We start from the raw sequence: 20,652 nt of genomic DNA, 5'->3' as shown, positions 1-20,652 counted from the left end.
GCATCATGCAGTTCGGACGCACATACGAGGAGTTCGAGGTCGGCGCCGTCTACAAGCACTGGCCCGGGAAGACGGTCACGGAGTACGACGACCACCTCTTCTGCCTGCTGACCATGAACCACCACCCGCTCCACATGGACACGAACTATGCGGAGAAGACGACCGACTTCGGGAAGAACGTCGTCGTGGGCAACTACATCTACTCGCTGCTGCTCGGCATGTCCGTGCCGGACGTCTCGGGCAAGGCGATCGCCAACCTGGAGATCGAGTCGCTGCGGCACGTCGCCCCGACGTTCCACGGAGACACGATCTACGGCGAGACGACCGTCCTCGACAAGACCCCGTCGAAGTCGAAGAGCGACCGCGGCATCGTCTACGTCGAGACGAAGGGCTACAAGCAGGACGGCACCCTGGTGTGCGTGTTCCGCCGCAAGGTGATGGTGCCCACCGAGACGTACATCAAGGAGCGCGGCGGCGAGCAGCCCGGCCGCCCGGCCGTCTCCCACCACCACCCTCAAACGGCGCCCCTGCGGGGCGGCACCTCTGGTGCCGAGCCGATCGAGCCCTCGAAGAAGGCGGAGAAGTAGTCATGGCCCGACTCGCCCAGACCGCTGGTCTGACCGACGTCCAGCAGGAGATCCTCTCGACCGTCCGGGACTTCGTCGACAAGGAGATCATCCCGGTCGCCACCGGGCTGGAGCACCGCGACGAGTACCCGCAGCAGATCGTCGACGGACTGAAGGAACTCGGGCTCTTCGGCCTGATGATTCCGGAGGAGTACGGGGGCCTGGGCGAGTCCCTCCTCACGTACGCGCTGTGCGTCGAGGAGATCGCCCGGGGCTGGATGTCCGTCTCGGGCATCATCAACACGCACTTCATCGTGGCGTACATGCTCAAGCAGCACGGCACCCAGGAGCAGAAGGACCACTTCCTGCCCCGGATGGCGGCCGGCGAGGTGCGCGGCGCGTTCTCGATGTCCGAGCCGGCGCTCGGCTCGGACGTGTCGGCGATCACGTCGAAGGCGGTGAAGGACGGTGACGAGTACGTCCTCAACGGCCAGAAGATGTGGCTGACGAACGGCGGCACGTCGACGCTCGTGGCGGTTCTCGTCCGAAGTGACGAAGGACACCCCGAGGGCACCGCCCCGCACAAGTCGATGACGACGTTCCTGGTCGAGAAGGAGCCCGGATTCGGAGAGGTCCGCCCGGGCCTCACCATTCCCGGGAAGATCGACAAGATGGGCTACAAGGGCGTCGACACGACCGAGCTCATCATGGACGGACTGCGCATTCCGGCCAATCGGGTCCTCGGCGGCACCACGGGCCGAGGGTTTTACCAAATGATGGACGGAGTGGAAGTCGGCCGGGTGAACGTGGCGGCACGTGGCTGCGGTGTCGCTCAGCGTGCCTTCGAGCTGGGTGTCTCCTATGCCCAGCAGCGTCACACTTTCGGAAAGCCGATCGCGCAGCACCAGGCCATTCAGTTCAAGCTCGCGGAGATGGCTACCAAGGTCGAGGCCGCCCATGCGATGATGGTCAACGCGGCACGCAAAAAGGACTCCGGGGAGCGAAACGACCTGGAGGCAGGGATGGCGAAGTACCTCGCCTCCGAATACTGCAAGGAAGTCGTCGAGGACGCCTTCCGGATCCACGGCGGTTACGGCTTCTCCAAGGAGTACGAGATCGAGCGTCTCTACCGCGAGGCCCCTATGCTGCTGATCGGCGAAGGTACCGCCGAGATCCAGAAAATGATCATTGGTCGCCGGCTCCTCGAGGAGTATCGGCTCCAGGGCTGAATGAGGCTTTTGAGTCGGTTCGGCCGGTTCGGCCGCGAACTACGTCACACTCCGGCAGCCTTTGGCGAAGGCTTCCGGCCGACCGACTCGGCTTCTGGCTTGCCCAGTTGCGGCCCGCAACCGATAGCATCGCCAAAAAGCCGCCGTCCCCTTTGTTGCCAGCGCGGCATCATCCGCTACGAAGGTCATCCATGCCCCACAGCCAAACCTCTGCACCTCGCGGCCGCGTCCGCCTCGCGCGCGGAGCATCGCCGTGGCTTCTGCCGACCGTCGCGACCGCGGCGCTCAGCCTGGCGCGTGCGCGCCGGTCGAAGCGTGCCGCGGCCATCGCCGTGCCCACCACCGCTCTCGCGGCGGGCATGCTGTGGTTCTTCCGCGACCCCGAGCGCGAGATCACCCAGGGCCGGGTCATCTCCCCGGCCGACGGTGTGGTGCAGAGCATCATGCCGTGGAAGGACGGGCGCACCCGCGTCGCGATCTTCATGAGCCCGCTGAACGTCCACGTCAACCGCGCCCCGCTCGCGGGCACGGTGACGTCCGTCGAGCACGTGCCCGGCGGGTTCGTCCCGGCGTTCAACAAGGAGAGCGAGAACAACGAGCGCGTCGTCTGGCACTTCGACACCGAACTCGGTGACATCGAGATGGTCCAGATCGCCGGCGCCGTGGCCCGCCGCATCGTTCCGTACATCCCGCAGGGCACCAAGGTGGAGCAGGGTGAGCGCATCGGCCTGATCCGCTTCGGCTCGCGTGTCGACATCTACCTCCCGGCGGGTGTCGAGGTCGCAGTCGAGGTCGGCCAGGCCACGACCGCGGGGGTGACTCGCATTGACCGTGATTGATCCCGAGACACAGGCGGGCTGGGTCGAAGGGACCGAGCCCGGGTCCGGGGCCGCGGACGAAGCGGAGGAGATGCCCCTCTCACTGCGGTTGTCGATAGCGGACACCCTCACTCTCGGTAACGCGACGTGCGGATTCATGGCGGTGTACTTCACCACCACCGGAATCCTGATCCCGCACCTCACGGGCAGCACCGAGACCGGCATGGCGCGCAACAGCGCCGCCACCGCCGTGATCCTGATGCTGGCCGCGGCGATCTTCGACCTCTTCGACGGCATCGTGGCCCGCAAGCTGCGCTCGTCCCCGATGGGCGCCGAGCTCGACAATCTCTCGGACCTGATCAGCTTCGGTCTGGCCCCGGCCTACTTCGTACTCGTGTACGGCATGGTCACTCCCGGCGTAGACCTGCAGCAGAAGGTCTCGGCGGTGGCCGCGATCGTGGTGCTGCTGGCGGTGGTGCTCAGGCTTGCGCGCTTCTCGTGCGTGACGATGAAGGACGGCATGTTCCAGGGCATGCCGAGCCCCTTCGGCGCGCTGACGGTCGTCTCGATCGTGCTGCTCGGGCTGCCGTTCATCCCGACGCTGCTCGCGATCATCGGTACGGCCTGGCTGATGGTGAGCCGGGTCGAGTACCCGAAGCCGCGGGGTGTCCTCGCGGTGGCGATGCTGAGCTGGATCGTGGGGGCGATGGGCCTGCTGGCGGCCTGGGCCTTCGACGCCCCGGGCGGCCAGATGCTGCTCCAGGCCGGCTGCGCCCTGCAGATCGTGCTGGCGGCGACGATCCCGCTCTTCGCGACGGCACGGCGGGTGAACACCTTCCGCGACAACCGTCGCGAGGCACGGGCCTCGGCGCAGCTTCCGTAGCGGCTTCACAGCGGTCTCAGAACCACCTCGAAGGGCCCGGGTGCATGGCACCCGGGCCCTTCGTCGTGCCATGCGTGCACGGGCGGGCGTTCGCGGGTCCGGGGTCGGTCGTCCGGGGACGGCGGCGGGTGCGTGGAGTGTGCGAGAGCGTCGTGCGCGGCAGCGCGGCAGGCGTGGAATGTCGTGCAGGGCCGGCGCGGCGGTGCGTACGCGACGGGGCGGCTCCTGCCGGTGCCGGCGGTTGCGCGGAACGCGGCCGGGCTCAGTCCTGGCCCGGGACCGCCAGGCTCGCCCACACCGTCTTGCCGCGCGGCTCCGTCGGCGACCAGGACCAGCTCTCGCTCAGCGCGTCGATCAGGTCGAGGCCGCGGCCGTCCAGCGCGGAGGCCTCGGCGGTGCGGGGACGCGGCGGCTCGGGGCTCGGGTCGGCGACCGAGCAGACGAGGTGTCCGGGTTCGCGGACGAGGCCCAGCCAGAGGGGGTACTCCGTGGCGGCCCCCTGCGGACGGGGGGCGAGCGCGTGCCGGACGGCGTTGGTGACGAGTTCGCTGACGATCAGCGACATGTCCGGGATGAGCGGCTCCAGCTCCCAGCCGTTCAGCGTGAGGGCGACGAAGCGCCGCGCCTGGCGGGCGTTGAGAAGGGTGCCGTCCAGTCCGCACGCGGCGAACCCGCCGAGGGCGGGCAGCCCGTCCAGGGCGTTGTCCTGCCATGTCGCACCAGAACCACCGGGCGACGGTTTCGGGCCGAACTGCGCTGACGCGCGCCGACTACCGTGCCCGGCCTTCGTGGTCGAAATGGTTGACATGTGAGTTGTCACTGTTCATGTCCCCCTGCAGGCCTGGGTGTTCGACGCTGCGGCAGCCGGTGGTGAACGAGTATTGTCGAGTCGGCCTCGGAAATGCAATTGCATCTGAGATTGCATTGACCAGATCCGGAGCGAACGAACGTGCGAACACAGAGGGGTTGGTGGGCATGGAGTTCTCCAACGGCATGCGGGCGGACGCGTTGAACGCGGCGACATGGATCAAGAGCAGTCACAGCAACGCCACGGGTAACTGCGTGGAGCTGGCGGCACTCCCGGACGGACAGGTGGCCCTGCGCAACTCCCGCGATCCGCAAGGGCCTGCCCTCGTGTACACACGCGACGAGGTGGAGGCCTTTGTCGCGGGCGCCCGCGATGGCGATTTCGACGGCGTGATTGGCTGAAAACCGCCCCCGCGTCGACCATTTCCCCATGGCTCACCTATAGATGTACGGGATAGTGTCGTCGTCTTCTCAATAGTCCGCAGGAGCGCGCGATGGCTGCAGTAGAACCGGGCCCGTCGTTGTTCGCCGGGCCCTTGGGGGCGGTCGAGAGCAACCCGACCGCCCTGAAGGTGATCCTGGGCGGCAAGCTGCGCGAACTCCGCGCCGCCGCCGGGCTCGACCCCTCGGCCGTCGACGTCCGGCTCGGCTTCTCGCGGTCCAAGACCAGCCGGATCGAGCTGGGCCGGCACGGCTGCAAGCCCGCCGACGCCCTCGCCCTGCTGGGTCTCTACGGCGTGGACGGGGAGGAACGCGTCGCGGAGTTCCTGCGGCTGGTGGAGCAGTCCCGCCGCAGCGACTGGTGGCGCACCTTCAGCGACGTCCTGTCCGACTTCTTCGCGCCGCTGGTCGCGCTGGAGGGGGCGGCGGCGACCATCCGTACGTACGAACCGTTCTATGTGCCCGGCCTGTTGCAGACCTCCGCCTACGCCCGCGCGGTGATCCAGTCCGGGCCCGCGCGCCTGTACACCCACGACGTGCAGCGCCGCGTCGATCTCCGTCAGGAGCGGCAGCGTCAGCTGGACCAGCCCGACGGTCCGCGCCTGTGGGCCGTGATCGACGAGTCCGTGCTCATGCGCACGGTCGGCGGTCCGCAGGTGATGCGCGGTCAGCTGGAGCATCTCGCCGCGATGATGCAACAGCCCAGGATCACCCTGCAGATCGCGCCGCTGGACCTGACGGCATCGGTCGGCGTCGGTACAGGGGTGACGTATCTGCGCTTCGCGCTGAGCGACTTGAAGGACGCCGTCTACATCGAGCATCTGACCGACAGCACGTTCAGCCAGAAGCCGCAGGTCGTCGAGCAGTACCGCGACATGATGGACCGGCTCGGTGCCTGCGCCCTCACGCCGAGGCAGTCACTGGACCTCGTACAGGAGCGCCTGTCCCGCTTCTGAGTCTCTCGGAGACTCGTGTCCCGCCCTATCTGAGCCTCTCGGGGACTCGTGTCCCGGCTCCGAGCCTCTCCGAGGCCCCCTGGGACCCTCTGGCCGATCCGTCCCCTGAGATGGTTCTGGAGCAACGCCGCGGCCCCCGGGCGGGAGAGACGCCCGGGGGCCGCGGTGCGTACGGGGGTGAGCGGAGGGCTCAGACGACGCGGCCCACGCCGCCCCACTCGATCCATTCGTCGGTCTGCTGGACGGGGGCGAGGTCGGTGTCGGGCCGCCAGGTGGACACCTCCACCAGACCCGGCTCCAGCACCTCCAGGCCCGCGCTCCGGATGAACTCCGTCACTTCGTGCTCCTCGCGGACCCGGCCCCAGTGGCCGCCGGTGGCCTCCGCCATGAAGTCCGTGACGAACTTGCGGATCTCGGGCCGGTCGCTGACCAGCTGACAGACCACCATGAAGCTGCCGGGGGCGAGGCGTTCGGCGACCTGGCGGACGAGCCCTGCCGGATCGTCCTCGTCCGGAATGCAGTGCAGCACCGACACGAAGAGCGCGGCGACCGGCCGGCTGAAGTCGATCAGCCGTGTCGTCTCCTCATGGCTGAAGATGCCTTCGGTGTCCCGCATGTCGGCCTGGATGACCGCGGTGCGGTCGTTCTCCTCCAGAAGCGCGCGGCCGTGTGCGAGCACGATGGGGTCGCTGTCCACGTAGACGACCCGTGACTCCGGGTCGACGGCCTGGGCGACCTGGTGGACGTTGTCCTGGGTCGGCAGCCCTGAGCCGTGGTCGACGAACTGGCGGATTCCGTAGTCGGCGGCCAGCGTTCGCACGACGCGCTGCAGGAAGCGACGGTTGTTGACCGCGAGCACCTTGGTGCTGGGAACCTGCTGCAACAACTGGGCGCAGGCGTCGCGGTCGGACTGGTAGTTGTCGTCGCCCCCCAGGAAGTAGTCGTACATTCGCGCCACGCTGGGCACCTTGGTGTCGATGGCGTCCGGGCTCCACGACTCGCGCTGCATCCAGTCCTCATTCACGTCAACGGGGAAATCTGGTCGGGTAGGACGCACATGCTAAAGAGCACCAGGGAGGCGGTACAGGTCGTTGGAACAGCCCGGTTGCGGCAGGGCCTTCTTTCGGCCATTCGGGGGAAGCCACTTCGCCGCGTGCGCGGACCGGGCCAGGGCCCGCCCATCGGCCGGCTCAGGTCAATCCGCAGAGCATGCAAGGGACTTGCCCCGGGCCGACCCGTGGCCCGGGGCCCGGATTCGAGCGGACCCGGGCCGGGCCGCCGGATGTGGTCAGGAGAGGAAGTCCCGGGCGATCGACTCCGCCGCGCGTTCCAGCAGAGGGCCCGCCTGGGCCATGCAGGTGGCCGGGTCGGGCTCCAGGTCGAGGAGGGCGTAGGCGCGGCGGATACCGGCGCCGGCGAGTGCGGCCGGCGGGAGCGCGAGGCGGCCGCACACCGCGACGACCTCGATGCCCTGCGCGCGGGCCGCCGCGGCGACGCCCGCCGGGGCCTTGCCGTGGAGGGTCTGCTCGTCGAGCGAGCCCTCGCCGGTGATGACGAGGGTGGCCCGGGACAGCGCCGGGGCGAAGCCGAGGATGTCGAGCATGACCTCGATGCCGGGCCGGAAGCTCGCGCCGAGCGCGACCAGCGCTCCGTAACCGATACCGCCCGCGGCGCCGGCGCCGGGCTGCCCGGCCTGCTCGGGGCCGAGGACCGACGCGTAGTGGGCGAGCGCCGCGTCCAGCGTGGCGACGTCCTCGGGCGAGGCACCCTTCTGCGGGCCGAAGACGGCGGGCGCGCCCTTCGGGCCGGTCAGCGGATTGTCGACGTCGCTGGCGAGGACCAGTTCGACGTCCTTGAAACGGGCGTCCAGGCCGGACAGGTCGGCGGTCGCCACGTCTGCCAGCGCACCGCCGCCGGGGCCGACGGGCCGCCCGTCCGCGTCCAGGAAGCGCGCGCCCAGCGCGGCCAGCATCCCGGCCCCGCCGTCCGTCGTGGCGCTTCCGCCGACGCCGAAGACGATCGTCCGCGCTCCCGCGTCGAGTGCGGCGCGCAGCAGCTCACCGGAACCGTACGTCGTCGCCGTGAGTGGCGCGAACACGCCCTCGGGAAGGTGCTGCAGTCCGGACGCCTCGGCCATCTCCACCACGGCGGTGGTGCCGCGCAGCGCGTACGCCGCCGTCACGGACTCACCGAGCGGCCCGGTCACCGGCACCTCACGGCGCTCGAACCCGGCCGCCACGGCCGCCGCGACCGTGCCGTCGCCGCCGTCGGCGACCGGCAGGGTCTCCACGGCGAGCTCCGGGACGACCCGCCGCAGCCCGGCCGTCACCCGCTCCGCGACCTGTACAGCCGTGAGCGAGCCCTTGAACTTGTCCGCCGCCACGAGCACGTGCGCGGCGGTAACTGCTCCGTCCGTCACCTTCTGTTTCCCTTGCTTTCGAACAGGCAGTCGCGCCGCCACGACCCTATCCGCACCAGCACCGATTGGAAAGCGGACGGGATCTGTCCTATATCAGCCCCTGTCGCCATGCGCCCCTGCCGCCGCGGGGCGATCGATGAGCGGGGACGGGGTACACCCGAGTCATGACGCCTCCAGGCACCCCCCAGGGCCCCCGGACCGCCGAGCGGATCCTCGGCGGCTGGCTGGGCAGGATCGCCGGCAACATGCTCGGCAAGCCCGTCGAGCGCGGTGACTACTGGACCCGTGACCGCATCGACCGCTATCTGCGGCTCACCGGTGCGCTCCCGCTCACCGACTATCTCCCCGAGCCGCCCCCGGGGTCGGCGGCGGACTTCGAGCTGCGCCCGGAGTGGCGGAGTTGCGTCCGCGGCCGGATCCACGGCAGCTGCCGCGACGACGACGTCGACTACGCGATCCTCGGCCTCCATCTGCTGGAGACCCACGGCTTCGACTTCACCACCGAGCAGGTCGGCGAGCTGTGGCTGCTGAGGCTGCCGTACCTGCAGACCTTCACGGCCGAGCGGGCGGCGTACCGCAACCTCACCGCCGGGCTGAAGCCGCCGCTCACCGCCACGTACGACAATCCCCACCAGGAGTGGATCGGCGCGCTGATCCGTGCGGACATCTTCGGCTGGACCTGCCCGGGCGATCCGGCCCGCGCGGCCTCCCTCGCCCGCCGGGACGCAGTGCTGTCCCACACCGGCAACGGGGTGTACGGGGCGATGTGGGCGGCGGCGATGATCGCCGCGGCCTTCACGGCGACGACGGCCCGCGAGGCCGTCGAGACCGCCCTCACCCGTGTCCCGGCGAGCTGCAGGCTCGCCCGTACCGTCCGGCGTGCGACGGCCCTGTACGACGCGGGCCTCCCCTGGTCCGACGCGCTCACCGAGCTGGACCGGGAGACCGGCCGCCTCGGCTGGATCCACACCGTTCCGAACGCCGGTGTCATCACGGCCGGACTGCTGTACGGGGCGGGGGACTTCACGTCCACCATCGCGCTGACCGTGCGCGGCGGCCTGGACACCGACTCCAACGGGGCGACGGCCGGTTCGGTCGCCGGGGTGCTGTGCGGCGCGTCCGGCATTCCGCCGCAGTGGACCCGGCCGCTGGAGGACCGGGTGCGCAGCGCGGTGTTCGGCTTCGACGGCGCACGGATCGGTGAACTGGCCAACCGGACCGCCCGTTTGGCTGCCGCGACGCCGGCCGGCGCGGGGGCGTGACGGAAGACCCCTCCCGCCACCGCTCCCGCCACCGCTCCTGACCGGGACGACGGCCGGGCGCCCGATCTGCCCGGCCCACTACGCTTCCGGCGTGACCACCAACGAATACGCCGCGTACATCGCGTCCCTCCCCCGGGTACTCGCCGGGGCCGCCACCCTCTTCCGGGACGGCGAGGGCCGGGTGCTGCTCGTCGAGCCCAACTACCGTGCGGGATGGGCGCTTCCGGGCGGCACGGTCGAGTCCGACGCCGGAGAGACGCCCCGCGAGGCCGCCCGGCGCGAGACGCTGGAGGAGATCGGGCTGGACGTCGAACCGGGGCGGCTGCTCGCGATCGACTGGGTACGGGGACATGACCGGCCGCCGATCGTCGCGTACGTCTACGACGGCGGCGTGCTGAGCGGGGAGCGGTTCTCGGCGATCCGGCTCCAGGAGGAGGAGCTGATCTCCTGGAAGCTGGTGTCGCCCGAGGAGATCACGACCTATCTGCTCGGCGAACTGGGCCATCGCGTCCTCGCCGCGCTGGACGCGCTCGACTCCGGCACGGGCCCGGTCGAGCTGGTCGACGGACGCCCGGGGCGGTGAAGGGCGGTCGGGCCGGATCCCGACCTTCCCTGGGGGCGAGGGTTGTCGCGGGGGCGCGATGGGCGACGGGCGACAGGCGGCTGCGGCCCGTGGCCTGGCCGTCATGCGCGCAGGTGCAGGATTATCCGTTCGCCGCACCGTGGCGTCGCTGCGTACGCTCGCGGCATGACTCTCGTCGCGATCCTCAGCGGCGCCGGTATCTCCACCGACTCCGGCATTCCCGACTACCGCGGGCCCAACGGCCTGTGGCGGCGTGACCCGGAGGCCGAGAAGCTGGTCACCTACGACTACTACATGGCCGACCCCGACATCCGCCGCCGCGCCTGGCGGATGCGGCGGGACGCGCCGACGCTGCGCGCGGAGCCCAACGCGGCGCACCGGGCGGTCGCCGAACTGGAGCGCGGGCGGAACGGCGTGGCGGTGCGGGTGATCACGCAGAACGTCGACGGGCTGCACCAGCTCGCCGGGATGCCCGACCGCAAGGTCCTCGAACTCCACGGCACCGCACGCCAGGTGGAGTGCACGCGCTGCCACGCCCGCTCCCCCATGGAGAAAGCGCTCGTGCGCGTCGCCGACGGCGAGGAGGACCCGCCGTGCCGGGTCTGCGGCGGGATCCTGAAGTCGGCGACGGTGATGTTCGGACAGCGGCTCGACCCGGTGGTGCTGAGTGAGGCGATGGGCATCGCCAAGGCCTGCGAGGTCTTCATCGCGGTCGGTTCCAGCCTGCAGGTGCAGCCCGCCGCCTCCCTCGCCGGGATCGCCTCGGACAACGGCGCCCGGCTGATCGTCGTGAACGCCGAACCGACGCCGTACGACGAACTCGCGGCCGAGATCATCCGCGAGCCGATCGGCACGGCACTGCCGGCGCTGCTCGAACGGATCGCGGACGGCACCCAGGACACGTAGGACGTATGGGCGCCGTGGACCTACAGGCGCTCTGGACGTACGGGTCTAGAACGCCGGGAACAGCGCGTCGTCCGGGGTGCCCTTCTCGAAGGCCAGCAGGCGCTGCTTGCGGTCGAGGCCGCCGCCGTAGCCGGTCAGGCTGCCGCTGGAGCCGATGACCCGGTGGCAGGGGACGACGATGCCGATCGGGTTCTTGCCGTTGGCGAGGCCGACCGCGCGGGAGGCGCCGGGGTTGCCGAGGGCGTCGGCGAGTTCGCCGTACGTACGGGTCTCGCCGTACGGGATCAGGCACAGCTGTTCCCAGACGCTGCGCTGGAACGGGGTGCCCGCGAGGTGCAGCGGCAGGTCGAAGTCCTTCAGGTCGCCCGCGAAGTAGGCGTCGAGCTGGTGGATCGTCGCGCCGAAGGGACGCGGGTCGGGGTCGCCGAAGTGCTCCTCGGCGGGGCGGTGGCGCTGCCCGGTCATGTAGAGGCCGCTCAGGACGGAGTCCGTGGCGACGAGGGTGAGCGGGCCGTACGGGCTGTCGACGACGGTGTGGGTGCGGCTCATGGTGCTTCCTCAGACGGGGAGTCGGTTGATGGGGTGGTCGCCGGTGGCCCAGAGGTACTGGACCGCGTAGGCGCGCCAGGGCCGCCAGGCCGCGGCGCGGGCGGTGAGCGCCGCGGGGGTCGACGGCAGGCCGAGGTCGGCCGCGGCGTGCCGGATGCCGAGGTCGGTGGGCAGGAAGGCGTCGGGGTCCCCCAGGCCGCGCATCGCGATGGCCTCGACGGTCCAGGGACCGAATCCGGGCAGTGCGGCGAGCTGCGCGCGGGCCTCGTTCCAGTCGCTGTCGGGGCCGAGCCGCAGGGTGCCGTCGGCGAGGGCCCCGAACAGGGTGGTGAGGGTGGTGCGCCGGCTGCGCGGGAAGGCGAGCGTCTCCGGGTCGACGCCTGAGAGCGCCTCGGGGGCCGGGAAGAGATGGGTGAGGCCGCCCTCGGCGTCGTGGACGGGGGTGCCGTGGGCCGTGACCAGCCGGGCGGCGTGGGTGCGGGCCGCCGCGGTCGACACCTGCTGGCCGAGGACGGCCCGTACGGCGAACTCCGCGGCGTCGACGGTACGCGGCACCCGTCTGCCCGGCCCCTTGTCGACGAGCGGCGCGAGCAGCGGATCGGTGCGGAGCTGGTCGTCGACGGCGACGGGGTCGGCGTCGAGGTCGAGCATGCGGCGGCAGACGCTGATGGCGAAGGTCAGATCGCGGTGGTCGGTGAGGGACAGCCGGCAGGCGATGTGGTCCGGGCACGGGGCCAGGGAGACGATGCCGTGGCCGTGCGGGAGCGTCAGGGTGCGGCGGTAGGCGCCGTCGCGCCACTCCTCCACGCCGGGGACCGCGGTCGCCACCAGATGCCCGAAGAGGTTGTCGGGGTTGAGGGGCGCGCGGAACGGCAGGCGCAGAGCGAGGACGCCGGGCGTCCCGGGGACCGGTTCCGTAGCGCGCCCGTGCCTTTGCCCGTGTTCATGGCCTCGTTCGTGTCCATGGCCTCGTCCGTGTCCGCGGCCCGGGCGGGCGGCGGCACGGGTGCGCAGCTCGCTCGGGGCGAGCGCGAACACCTCGCGGACGGTGTCGTTGAAGGTCCGGATCGAGGAGAAGCCGGCGGCGAAGGCGACGTCGGCCATCGGCAGGGTGGTGGTCTCGATGAGCAGCCGCGCGGTCTGGGCGCGCTGCGCGCGGGCCAGGGCGAGCGGGCCCGCACCGACCTCGGCGAGCAGCTGGCGCTCGATCTGCCGGGTGGAGTAGCCGAGCCGGGCGGCGAGCCCGGGCACGCCCTCGCGGTCGACGACCCCGTCCTGGATCAGCCGCATGGCACGGGCGACGGCGTCGGCGCGGACGTTCCACTCCGGCGAGCCGGGGCTGGTGTCGGGGCGGCACCGCTTGCATGCCCGGAAACCGGCCTGCTGGCACGCCGCCGCGCTGGGGTGGAACGTCATGTTCTCGACCTTGGGCGGCACGGCGGGACAACTGGGCCGGCAGTAGATCCGGGTCGTCAGCACCGCGGTGAAGAACCAGCCGTCGAACCGGGCGTCCTTGGACTGGACGGCTCTCACGCAACGCTCGGTGTCGGTGTGCATGGCTCAAGCATCGGCCACCGGAGGGGGCTGCGCTGGCGAGAAAACGACATCGACCCGGCGTGGCCGGGGCGGCCGCGGGCCCCCGGGTGCGCGATCAGCTCAGGTGCGCGGCGAACGCCTCGTAGGCCGTGTCGTCGAAGAGCACGAAGCGGACCTCCTCCACCGATGTCTGCGTGGTCCGTACGGTCTCGATCGCGATGCGGGCGCCGTCGTCCATCGGCCAGCCGTAGATGCCGGTGGAGACGGCGGGGAAGGCGACCGTGGCGGCACCCAGTTCGTCGGCGACGCCCAGCGAGGCGCGGTAGCAGGAGGCGAGGAGGCCGGAGCGGTCCTCGGACGCCGAGTGGACCGGGCCGACGGTGTGGATGACCCATCGGGCCGGGAGTCTCCCCGCGGTCGTGGCGACCGCCTGGCCGGTCGGGAGGCCCTTGCCGTAGTGCGAGGCGCGCAGCTTGCGGCATGCGGCGAGGATCTCCGGGCCGCCGCGTCGGTGGATCGCCCCGTCGACGCCTCCGCCACCGAGCAGCGAGGAGTTCGCTGCGTTGACGACGGCGTCGACGTGCTGCTCGGTGATGTCTCCGCGGACGAGGGTGATGGCGGGGCGCCTGCTCATACGGCCATCATGCCGCGCCGGCGCGTGGGGCAGGCGTCACTGAGCGCGCACATGCGTCACGAGCGCCTCGATGCCACTGGGCCCGGATTCACCGGGGTGCCTCGACGTCACTGGGCGCACATGCCTCACTGGGCGCGCAGGTGCCGCCACACCGCCTTCGCCGCGTTGTGCCCGGACATGCCGTGCACGCCCGGGCCCGGCGGGGTCGCGGAGGAGCACAGGAAGACCGCCGGGTGGGGGGTCGCGTACGGGAACAGGGACAGCTTGGGGCGCAGCAGCAGCTGGAGGCCTCTGGCCGCGCCGCAGGCGATGTCGCCGCCCACGTAGTTGGCGTTGCGCGCGGCCAGTTCGGGCGGGCCCGCGGTGGCGCGGGCCAGGACACGGTCACGGAAGTCCGGGGCGAAGCGCTCGATCTGCCGCTCGATCGCCTCGGTGAGGTCGCCCTCCCAGGCGTGCGGAACATGGCCGTACACCCAGAAGACATGCTTGCCCTCGGGTGCCCGGGACGGGTCGACGAGGCTGGGCTGGGCGGAGATCAGGAAGGGGGTGCCGGGGACGCGGCCCCCGGAGGCCTGCCGGAGCGCGGTGGCGATCTCACGGCTGCTGGGGCCGATCTGGACCGTGCCGGCGCGACGGGCCTCCTCGGCGGTCCACGGCACGGGCCCGTCCAGAGCGTAGTCGATCTTGAAGACGGCGGCTCCGTAGCGATAGCCGTCGTAGGCCCGGCCGAGGCCCGCGATCCGGGCGAGGGCGGTGGGCGAGGTGTCGAAGACATAGGCCCGGGCGGGCGGCAGGTCGTCGAGACGCTTGATCTCGGTGCCGGTGTGGATCGTGCCGCCGCAGTCCCGTACGTACGCGGCGAGGGCGTCGGAGATCGACTGCGAGCCGCCGCGCGGCAGCGGCCAGCCGCCCGCGTGTGCGGCGAGCGCGAAGACGAGAGCGACGGCGCCGGTGCCGAGACCGCTCAGCGGGGCGATGACATGGGCGACGAGACCGGCGAACAGCGCGCGGGCGCGGTCGTCGCTGAACCGGCGCAACAGCCAGGTGGACGGCGGCAGTCCGGTGAGGCCGAAGCGGGCGAGGGTGACGGGGTCGCGCGGCAGGGCGGTGCTCGGCAGGGACATGAAGTCCCGGGCGAGGGTGTCCCATCTGCCGAGGTACGGGGCGACGAGGCGGCGGTACGCCCCCGCGTCGCGGGGCCCGAAGGAGGCGGCGGTCTCCGCGACGGAGCGGGAGAGAACGGCGGCGGTGCCGTCGTCGAAGGGGTGGGCCATGGGGAGCGGCGGGTGCAGCCACTCCAGCCCGTACCGCCCGAGCGGCATGGCCTTGAACGCGGGCGAGCCCACGCCTAGCGGGTGGACCGCGGAGCAGGGGTCGTGCCGGAAGCCGGGGAGGGTGAGCTCCTCGGTCCTGGCGCCACCGCCCACGGTGTCCAGGGCCTCGAACACGGCGACCGAGAATCCGCGGCGCGCCAACTCCGCGGCAGCGGTCAGTCCGTTGGGCCCCGCCCCCACGACGACGGCATCGAGCATCGACGGCACCTTGGGACTCCTTCGTCTGCCGATGGCCAAGGAACCCAGGATATTCGGCGGCGCGGACAACGCCGTCGGCGGTAGCCTCCGCGGCGATGAACGACCAGGTGAACGGCCAGGTGAGCGGCCCGGCGGACGACGGGATGATCGGCCCGGCGGACGACCGGGCTGACGAGCGGGCGACGGGCCCCGTGGACGACGGGACTCACCAGCTCGTCGAAGCGATGGCGACCGCGCTGGTGGACGTACCGGGGGTACGCGCGGTGGCGCTCGGCGGCAGCAGGGCGCGTGGGGCGCACCGGCCGGACTCCGACTGGGATCTGGGCGTCTACTACCGGGGCGACCTGGACGTGGCGGCCCTGGCCGCGCTGGCCGCGCAGGTGACGGGAGCCGCGGTGGAGGTGGCGGGGCCGGGCGGCTGGGGCCCCTGGGTGAACGGCGGCGCGTGGCTCTCGGTGGACGGGGTCGCGGTCGACTGGATCCTCCGCGATCTGGACCGGGTGGAGTCCGTCTGGGCGGACTGCCGGGCGGGGCGGTACGAGGTGGGTGTCCAGCCCGGGCACCCGCTGGGCTTCTGGTCCCCCGCGTATCCCGGCGAGGTGGCGCTGTGCCGTGTCCTGGCCGACCCCGGGGGCGAGCTGGCGGCTCTTCGGTCGGCGACGGCGACGTATCCCGAGCCGCTGCGGCAGGCGCTGACCCGTGCGGTGTGGGAGGCGGAGTTCTCGGTGTCGGCCGCGGCCAAGTCGGCGCCCGGCGGTGACGCCCTCCATGTCTCGCTGTGTCTTTCACGGGCGTTCGGCATCCTCGTGCAGTCTCTGCACGCGCACCACCGTGTCTGGTGTCTCAACGAGAAGGGCGCGCTGGCGGCGGCCTCCGCCCTGCCCGCCGCGCCACCCGGCCTCGCGTCGCGCGTCACGGAGGCGCTGCGCGCCCTGGACGCCGGGGCCGTCGCGTCGGCTCGCTCCCTGACGGCCGAGGTGCGTGCCGCCCTCGGATGACGCGTGCGGCTCCGGGCCCCGCGGGGCGACCGGGGGGGTGCGCCGGTCCTGCCTCCGGCTGCTCATACCTGGTGGGGCAGTGCCGGCGTGTCGGCGTCGCCAGTGCCGGCAGGTCACCGCGTCACTTCTGGGGCCGAGTCGTCTCGTCCGCCGCCACGATGCGCTCCACCGCGGCCGTCACCAGTTGTTCACGCTCTGCCTCCGTGAAGACGTCCGGCAGGGTGAGCTGTTCGACGATCAGCCAGTTCAGCGTCAGTATGAGCAGCTTGACGGCCATGGAATCGCCGGGGAGGCCGGAAGCCTCGTGGTAGGCGACGTTGGCGTCGACGTCGGCTCGGACTCGCTCGGTGAGGACCTTGCGCAGTTCGGGGCGGCGGGTGGCCTCGAGGCGGAGCTCCAGCAGAGCGAGGTAACCGGTGCGGAAGGATGCGACGCGGCCGACGAGCTCGCGCATCAGTTCAGCGTAGGTATCGCGGTCGCGTCCGGCCGCCTGCTGGCGGGCGATCGTGGCCTCGTCGGGCTGGAGTCGCTCGTAGACGCGGGCGCCGGCCTGAGTCAACAGGTCGTCGCGGCTGGCGAAGTAGTTGGACGCCGTGCCGGCGGGAACGGTGGCCTCGGCATCCACGGCCCGGAACGTCAGGCCTCTTGCGCCTTCCCGGGCCAGCACCTCGATCGCCGCGTCGACGAGGGCAGCGCGCCGCTGGTCGTTACGTCTCACCATCGACACCACTCCAGATGCAGCACCGAGTTCACACCACTTCAAGCAGAGTACTACGCGTGGTTCGACTTCTTGCGGGGCGGTGAAGGCTCAGGACCTCGGCGCGGGCAGTCCGCGGGGCTCGATGCGCTCCTCGACGGCCCTGTCGCCGTCGCGTACGACGACGTAGGCGCCCTTGCCCGGTACTTCCGTGACGGCCTCGACGAGTTCGGTGCCGCGGTAGACGAGGCCGACGCCGTCGTCGGTGCAGTGTGTGGTGGGCAGGGTGCCGTCCGCGATCAGCCGGTGCACCAGGGGGCGGCGGCCGGGGTCGGAGTCGTAGTGGACCCCGTTGCCGTAGGGCAGGAAGCCGAGGGCGTTGGTGAGCGGGCGCAGTTCGGGTCCGAAGGAGTCGGTGGTGCCGCCCCGGAACCAGCAGATCGATCCCGCGCTGACCCCGCTGAGCACGACTCCCGCCCGCCAGGCGCGGCGCAGGACGGCGTCGAGTCCGTGGACGCGCCATACCGCCAGCAGGTTGGCGACGGAGCCACCCATGACCCAGACGACGTCCTGGTCGAGGACGGCGCCCTCGATGTCCTCGAGGTTCGGCATGGGGAAGAGGTGGAGGGGGGTGAGGTCGAAGCCCGCCACGCGGGCGGCCTCGGTCATCCGCGAGCTGAAGTGCTCGGCGTCCCCGATGGCCGTGCCCACGTACATGACGCGGGGCCTACGGCCGTGGACCCCGGACAGCTCGACGGCGTGGTGCACCAGCGAATCGAAGGTCACCCTTGTGCGGTCTCCGGCGCGGTGGCCCCCGGACGTGGCGAGGATGGTGGGTTCCGGAGCGGTCATGGCACACGACCCTATCGAGGCGTCACGGCTCGCTTTCCGACGGCCCCACGCCCCACCGGACCATCCCACCGGCGCCGTCGCGCTGGATCCGTCCCACCCGGGCCGCCCCACCGCTCGGCGCTGCTGTCCGCTACCGCGCGCCCGAGCTACCGCGCGCCCGAGGCGAGGAGTTCGTGGATCCGCCGCGTCGTGGCCGCGTCCCTGCCCGCCGTGAACGGCAGGGCGTTGCCGCCCGTGATGCGGAAGCGGTCGCCGGTCAGGGTCAGGTCCGTGCCGCCTGCTTCGGCGACGAGGAGGAGGCCTGCCGCGTGATCCCAGGCATTCTCCCAAGAGAAGGCAACCGCATCGAGTTCACCGCGGGCCACCGCGAGGTACTCCAGGCCGGCGGAGCCGCACGGGCGGGCGTGGACGCCGTCGGTGCGCAGCGCGAGGAGAGCCTGCTTCTCCTCGGGGGTCGTGAAGTCCGGGTGGGACATGGCCACTTCGAGGACCGCGCCCGGCTCCGGCGAACCCGACCGTATCTCCCTGCCGTCCACCCGGGCGCCGTGGCCGCGCAGCGCCGTCGCCATCTCGTCCAGCGCGGGGGCGTACGTCCACGACGCGAGCACCTCGCCGCGCCGGGCCAGCGCGACGAGCGTGCAGAAGCCGGGGTCACCGTGCACGAACTGACGCGTGCCGTCCACGGGGTCGACGATCCACACGGGCGCGTCTTCCTGCAGCGCCCCGTACACCGCCGGGTCCGCGTGGACCGCTTCCTCACCCACCACGACCGAGCCGGGCAGCAGCGCCGTGAGGGACGCCGTCAGATGCTCCTCGGCGTTGCGGTCGGCCACCGTCACCAGGTCGTACGGACCGCTCTTCTCGACGATCTCGTGCGCGGCGAGCCGGCGGAATCGCGGCATGATCTCGGAGGCGGCCGCCTTGCGGACCGCCTCCTCGACCAGCGCGAGGATTCGGGACTCCCAGGGGTTTCCGGTCGTCCCGGACAAAAGCTCTTCGGTCATGCGTCCAGCAAAGCACGCCCCACTGACATCCCAGCTGCCGCCCGGTGACCACCGGATGGACACCCGGCCGACCACGGGTCAAGGCAGGGTGAACGCGAGGTGTCCGGTCAGCGGCCCACCGCATAACCCTGCATGCCACGCGGGTTCGCCGCCGCCGACAGCACACCGGTTTCCGGGTCCCGCGCGACCGCGCACAGCCGGCCCTCCGACCAGGGCTCCCCGACCGTGACGTCATGGCCGCGCCGCCGCAGCTCCGCCACGACCTCGGGGTCCGTCCGGGACTCCACGGTGAGGGATCCGGGACGCATCCCGCGCGGGTAGAAGGAGCCGGGGAAGCTGTCGTTGTGCCAGTTCGGGGCGTCGATCGCGCCCTGCAGGTCCAGCCCGCCACGGACCTCGCCGCGCAGCGCCACGGCCAGGAAGAAGTGCAGCTGCCACTGGTCCTGCTGGTCGCCGCCCGGTGTGCCGAAGGCCATCACGGGCTTCCCGTCGCGCAGCGCCAGCGACGGGGTGAGGGTGGTGCGGGGGCGGCGCCCCGGCGTGAGCGAGTTCGGCAGCCCCGGGTCCAGCCAGGCCATCTGCAGTCGCGTGCCGAGCGGAAAGCCCAGCTCCAGCACGACCGGGTTGGACTGGAGCCAGCCGCCGCTGGGCGTGGCCGCGACCATGTTGCCCCACCGGTCGACGACGTCGAGGTGGCAGGTGTCGCCGCGCGTCGCACCGTCCTTGGCGACGGTCGGCTCGCCGACCCCTGCCGCCGGTCCGCCGGTGATGCCCATCGCGTCGAAGCCCGTCCCGCCCGCCGCGACGCCGAGAGCGTGCGCGCTGAGCACGGGGGCGCGTCCGCCGGGGCTTCCCGGCCGCAGCTCGTACGAGGCCTTCGCGCCGATCAGGCCCCGCCGCTCGGCGTTGTACGGCTCCGACAGCAGCGCTTCCAGCGGGACGTCCGCGGCGTCGCCGTACCAGGCCTCGCGGTCCGCCATGGCGAGCTTGCAGCCCTCGACGAGGAGGTGGACGTACTCGGCGGAACCGTACTCGGGCAGCTCGGGCGGCAGCAGCGCCAACTGCTGCAGGAACGCGGGGCCCTGGCTCCAGCCGCCCGCCTTGCACAGCGTCCAGCCGCGCCAGTCGTACGTCGCCGGCGCCTCGTACGCGGCGGACCAGCCGGCGAGATCGGCCGCGGTGAGCGTGCCGGTGTGCCGGGTGCCGCTCGTGTCCATGGTGGGCACGGCGGATCGGCCGACCAGTGCCTCGGCGATGAAGCCCTCGCGCCAGACGGCCCGCGCCCGCTCGATCTGCTCGGTCCTGCTGCCGTCGCCCGCCTCCGCGATCAGCCGCCGCCAGGTCGCGGCCAGGGCCGGGTTGCGGAACAGTTCGCCGGGCCGCGGGGCCCGGCCGCCCGGCAGATACACCTCGGCGGAGGTCGTCCACTCGGTCTCGAACAGCTCGCGTACGGTCTCCACGGTCTCGCCGACCCGCTCGACCGGCGCGTGCCCGTCCTCCGCGTACCCGATGGCGTACTTCAGCACCTCGGCGGGCGTCCTGGTGCCGTGGTCGCGCAGCAGCACCATCCAGGCGTCGAACGCGCCGGGGACGGCGGCGGCGAGCGGCCCGGTGCCGGGGACGAGACCGAGTCCGAGCCCCCGGTAGTGGTCGATGGTGGCGCCGGCGGGCGCGGGGCCCTGGCCGCACAGCACCCGCACCTCGCCGCCCGCGGGCGCGAGGATGATCGGGACCTCTCCTGCGGGGCCGTTGAGGTGCGGCTCGACGACGTGCAGGACGAAGCCCGCGGCGACGGCGGCGTCGAAGGCGTTCCCGCCGTCCTCCAGTACGGCCATCGCGGACTGCGAGGCGAGCCAGTGGGTGGAGGACACCATGCCGAAGGTGCCCTGAAGGGTCGGCCGGGTGGTGAACATGCGGGATGGCTCCATCGGTGTACGGGGTTCGGGGTTCGGGGTTCAGGGGTTCGGGGTTCGGGGTTCA

21 protein-coding genes are annotated in these 20,652 nt (G+C 71.7%); 10 read left to right on the top strand and 11 right to left on the bottom strand.

The window, feature by feature from the left end; translation table 11 throughout:
• The first annotated feature begins 5 nt into the window (after positions 1-5).
• The 4 genes from OG766_RS30020 (at position 6) to pssA (ending at position 3,496) form a co-directional block, all read left to right on the top strand.
• Positions 6-587: a MaoC family dehydratase gene (locus OG766_RS30020; protein ID WP_328726620.1), complete on the top strand. Its 582-nt coding sequence runs from the start codon at positions 6-8 to the stop codon at positions 585-587.
• 2 nt (positions 588-589) lie between these two features.
• Positions 590-1,795, top strand: a complete 1,206-nt coding sequence (locus OG766_RS30015) for an acyl-CoA dehydrogenase family protein (protein WP_266386683.1) — start codon at positions 590-592, stop codon at positions 1,793-1,795.
• A gap of 191 nt (positions 1,796-1,986) precedes the next feature.
• The gene (locus OG766_RS30010; RefSeq protein ID WP_266386686.1) at positions 1,987-2,634 is read left to right on the top strand and encodes a phosphatidylserine decarboxylase; all 648 of its coding nucleotides are present in this window, start codon (positions 1,987-1,989) and stop codon (positions 2,632-2,634) included.
• The gene (gene pssA, locus OG766_RS30005; protein WP_266388731.1) at positions 2,627-3,496 is read left to right on the top strand and encodes a CDP-diacylglycerol--serine O-phosphatidyltransferase; all 870 of its coding nucleotides are present in this window, start codon (positions 2,627-2,629) and stop codon (positions 3,494-3,496) included. Before OG766_RS30010 ends, pssA begins: the two co-directional genes overlap by 8 nt.
• Positions 3,497-3,758: 262 nt before the next feature.
• Here the strand turns inward: pssA and OG766_RS30000 are convergent, their stop codons facing one another.
• A complete protein-coding gene (locus tag OG766_RS30000) occupies positions 3,759-4,304 on the bottom strand; it encodes an ATP-binding protein (protein ID WP_266386689.1) in 546 nt (181 codons plus the stop codon).
• Between the two features lie 167 nt (positions 4,305-4,471).
• On the opposite strand from OG766_RS30000, the gene OG766_RS29995 reads away from it, so the two are divergent.
• Both OG766_RS29995 and OG766_RS29990 read left to right on the top strand, forming a co-directional pair.
• Complete coding sequence (locus OG766_RS29995) at positions 4,472-4,705, top strand: DUF397 domain-containing protein (protein ID WP_328726619.1); 234 nt, start codon at positions 4,472-4,474, stop codon at positions 4,703-4,705.
• A gap of 92 nt (positions 4,706-4,797) precedes the next feature.
• A complete protein-coding gene (locus OG766_RS29990) occupies positions 4,798-5,700 on the top strand; it encodes a helix-turn-helix domain-containing protein (RefSeq protein ID WP_328726618.1) in 903 nt (300 codons plus the stop codon).
• A gap of 190 nt (positions 5,701-5,890) precedes the next feature.
• Here OG766_RS29990 and OG766_RS29985 read toward each other — a convergent pair whose 3' ends face one another.
• Together OG766_RS29985 and OG766_RS29980 are read right to left on the bottom strand one after the other, a co-directional pair.
• Complete coding sequence (locus tag OG766_RS29985) at positions 5,891-6,709, bottom strand: SAM-dependent methyltransferase (RefSeq protein ID WP_328726617.1); 819 nt, start codon at positions 6,707-6,709, stop codon at positions 5,891-5,893.
• Positions 6,710-6,988: 279 nt separating this feature from the next.
• Positions 6,989-8,119 carry a glycerate kinase gene (locus OG766_RS29980; RefSeq protein WP_266386700.1) on the bottom strand — a complete coding sequence of 377 codons (1,131 nt, stop codon included), beginning with the start codon at positions 8,117-8,119 and terminating at the stop codon, positions 6,989-6,991.
• Between the two features lie 164 nt (positions 8,120-8,283).
• On the opposite strand from OG766_RS29980, the gene OG766_RS29975 reads away from it, so the two are divergent.
• From OG766_RS29975 to OG766_RS29965, 3 genes are all read left to right on the top strand, one after another.
• Positions 8,284-9,381, top strand: a complete 1,098-nt coding sequence (locus OG766_RS29975; RefSeq protein ID WP_266386703.1) for an ADP-ribosylglycohydrolase family protein — start codon at positions 8,284-8,286, stop codon at positions 9,379-9,381.
• A gap of 91 nt (positions 9,382-9,472) precedes the next feature.
• The gene (locus OG766_RS29970) at positions 9,473-9,964 is read left to right on the top strand and encodes an NUDIX domain-containing protein (RefSeq protein WP_266386706.1); all 492 of its coding nucleotides are present in this window, start codon (positions 9,473-9,475) and stop codon (positions 9,962-9,964) included.
• A 165-nt stretch (positions 9,965-10,129) separates the two neighbouring features.
• Complete coding sequence (locus OG766_RS29965; RefSeq protein WP_328726616.1) at positions 10,130-10,870, top strand: SIR2 family NAD-dependent protein deacylase; 741 nt, start codon at positions 10,130-10,132, stop codon at positions 10,868-10,870.
• Between the two features lie 45 nt (positions 10,871-10,915).
• Here OG766_RS29965 and OG766_RS29960 read toward each other — a convergent pair whose 3' ends face one another.
• From OG766_RS29960 to OG766_RS29945, 4 genes are all read right to left on the bottom strand, one after another.
• Positions 10,916-11,419, bottom strand: coding sequence for a methylated-DNA--[protein]-cysteine S-methyltransferase (locus tag OG766_RS29960; protein ID WP_266386712.1), 504 nt, complete (start codon positions 11,417-11,419; stop codon positions 10,916-10,918).
• A gap of 9 nt (positions 11,420-11,428) precedes the next feature.
• Positions 11,429-12,976, bottom strand: coding sequence for an AlkA N-terminal domain-containing protein (locus tag OG766_RS29955; protein ID WP_266386715.1), 1,548 nt, complete (start codon positions 12,974-12,976; stop codon positions 11,429-11,431).
• Positions 12,977-13,070: 94 nt separating this feature from the next.
• Positions 13,071-13,589, bottom strand: coding sequence for an O-acetyl-ADP-ribose deacetylase (locus OG766_RS29950; protein WP_328726615.1), 519 nt, complete (start codon positions 13,587-13,589; stop codon positions 13,071-13,073).
• A 125-nt stretch (positions 13,590-13,714) separates the two neighbouring features.
• Positions 13,715-15,130, bottom strand: coding sequence for a phytoene desaturase family protein (locus OG766_RS29945; RefSeq protein ID WP_266386721.1), 1,416 nt, complete (start codon positions 15,128-15,130; stop codon positions 13,715-13,717).
• Positions 15,131-15,264: 134 nt separating this feature from the next.
• Here OG766_RS29945 and OG766_RS29940 point away from each other — a divergent pair, with 134 nt between their 5' ends.
• Positions 15,265-16,119 carry a nucleotidyltransferase domain-containing protein gene (locus tag OG766_RS29940; protein WP_443045626.1) on the top strand — a complete coding sequence of 285 codons (855 nt, stop codon included), beginning with the start codon at positions 15,265-15,267 and terminating at the stop codon, positions 16,117-16,119.
• A 121-nt stretch (positions 16,120-16,240) separates the two neighbouring features.
• Here OG766_RS29940 and OG766_RS29935 read toward each other — a convergent pair whose 3' ends face one another.
• The 4 genes from OG766_RS29935 to OG766_RS29920 form a co-directional block, all read right to left on the bottom strand.
• Positions 16,241-16,840: a TetR/AcrR family transcriptional regulator gene (locus tag OG766_RS29935; RefSeq protein ID WP_266386724.1), complete on the bottom strand. Its 600-nt coding sequence runs from the start codon at positions 16,838-16,840 to the stop codon at positions 16,241-16,243.
• Positions 16,841-16,927: 87 nt separating this feature from the next.
• Positions 16,928-17,668, bottom strand: coding sequence for a peptidase E (locus OG766_RS29930; RefSeq protein WP_266386727.1), 741 nt, complete (start codon positions 17,666-17,668; stop codon positions 16,928-16,930).
• 146 nt (positions 17,669-17,814) lie between these two features.
• Positions 17,815-18,672 (bottom strand): inositol monophosphatase family protein, encoded by an 858-nt coding sequence (locus OG766_RS29925; protein WP_266386730.1) that lies wholly within the window; start codon positions 18,670-18,672, stop codon positions 17,815-17,817.
• A 107-nt stretch (positions 18,673-18,779) separates the two neighbouring features.
• Positions 18,780-20,585 (bottom strand): gamma-glutamyltransferase family protein, encoded by a 1,806-nt coding sequence (locus tag OG766_RS29920; protein WP_328726614.1) that lies wholly within the window; start codon positions 20,583-20,585, stop codon positions 18,780-18,782.
• Between the last annotated feature and the right edge of the window lie 67 nt (positions 20,586-20,652).

Origin of the sequence: Streptomyces sp. NBC_00259 (assembly GCF_036181745.1) — a bacterium.
Classification (GTDB): domain Bacteria; phylum Actinomycetota; class Actinomycetes; order Streptomycetales; family Streptomycetaceae; genus Streptomyces; species Streptomyces pratisoli.
The sequence above is the reverse complement of the archived record's forward strand: the minus strand, read 5'-3'. Positions and strand labels throughout refer to the sequence as shown.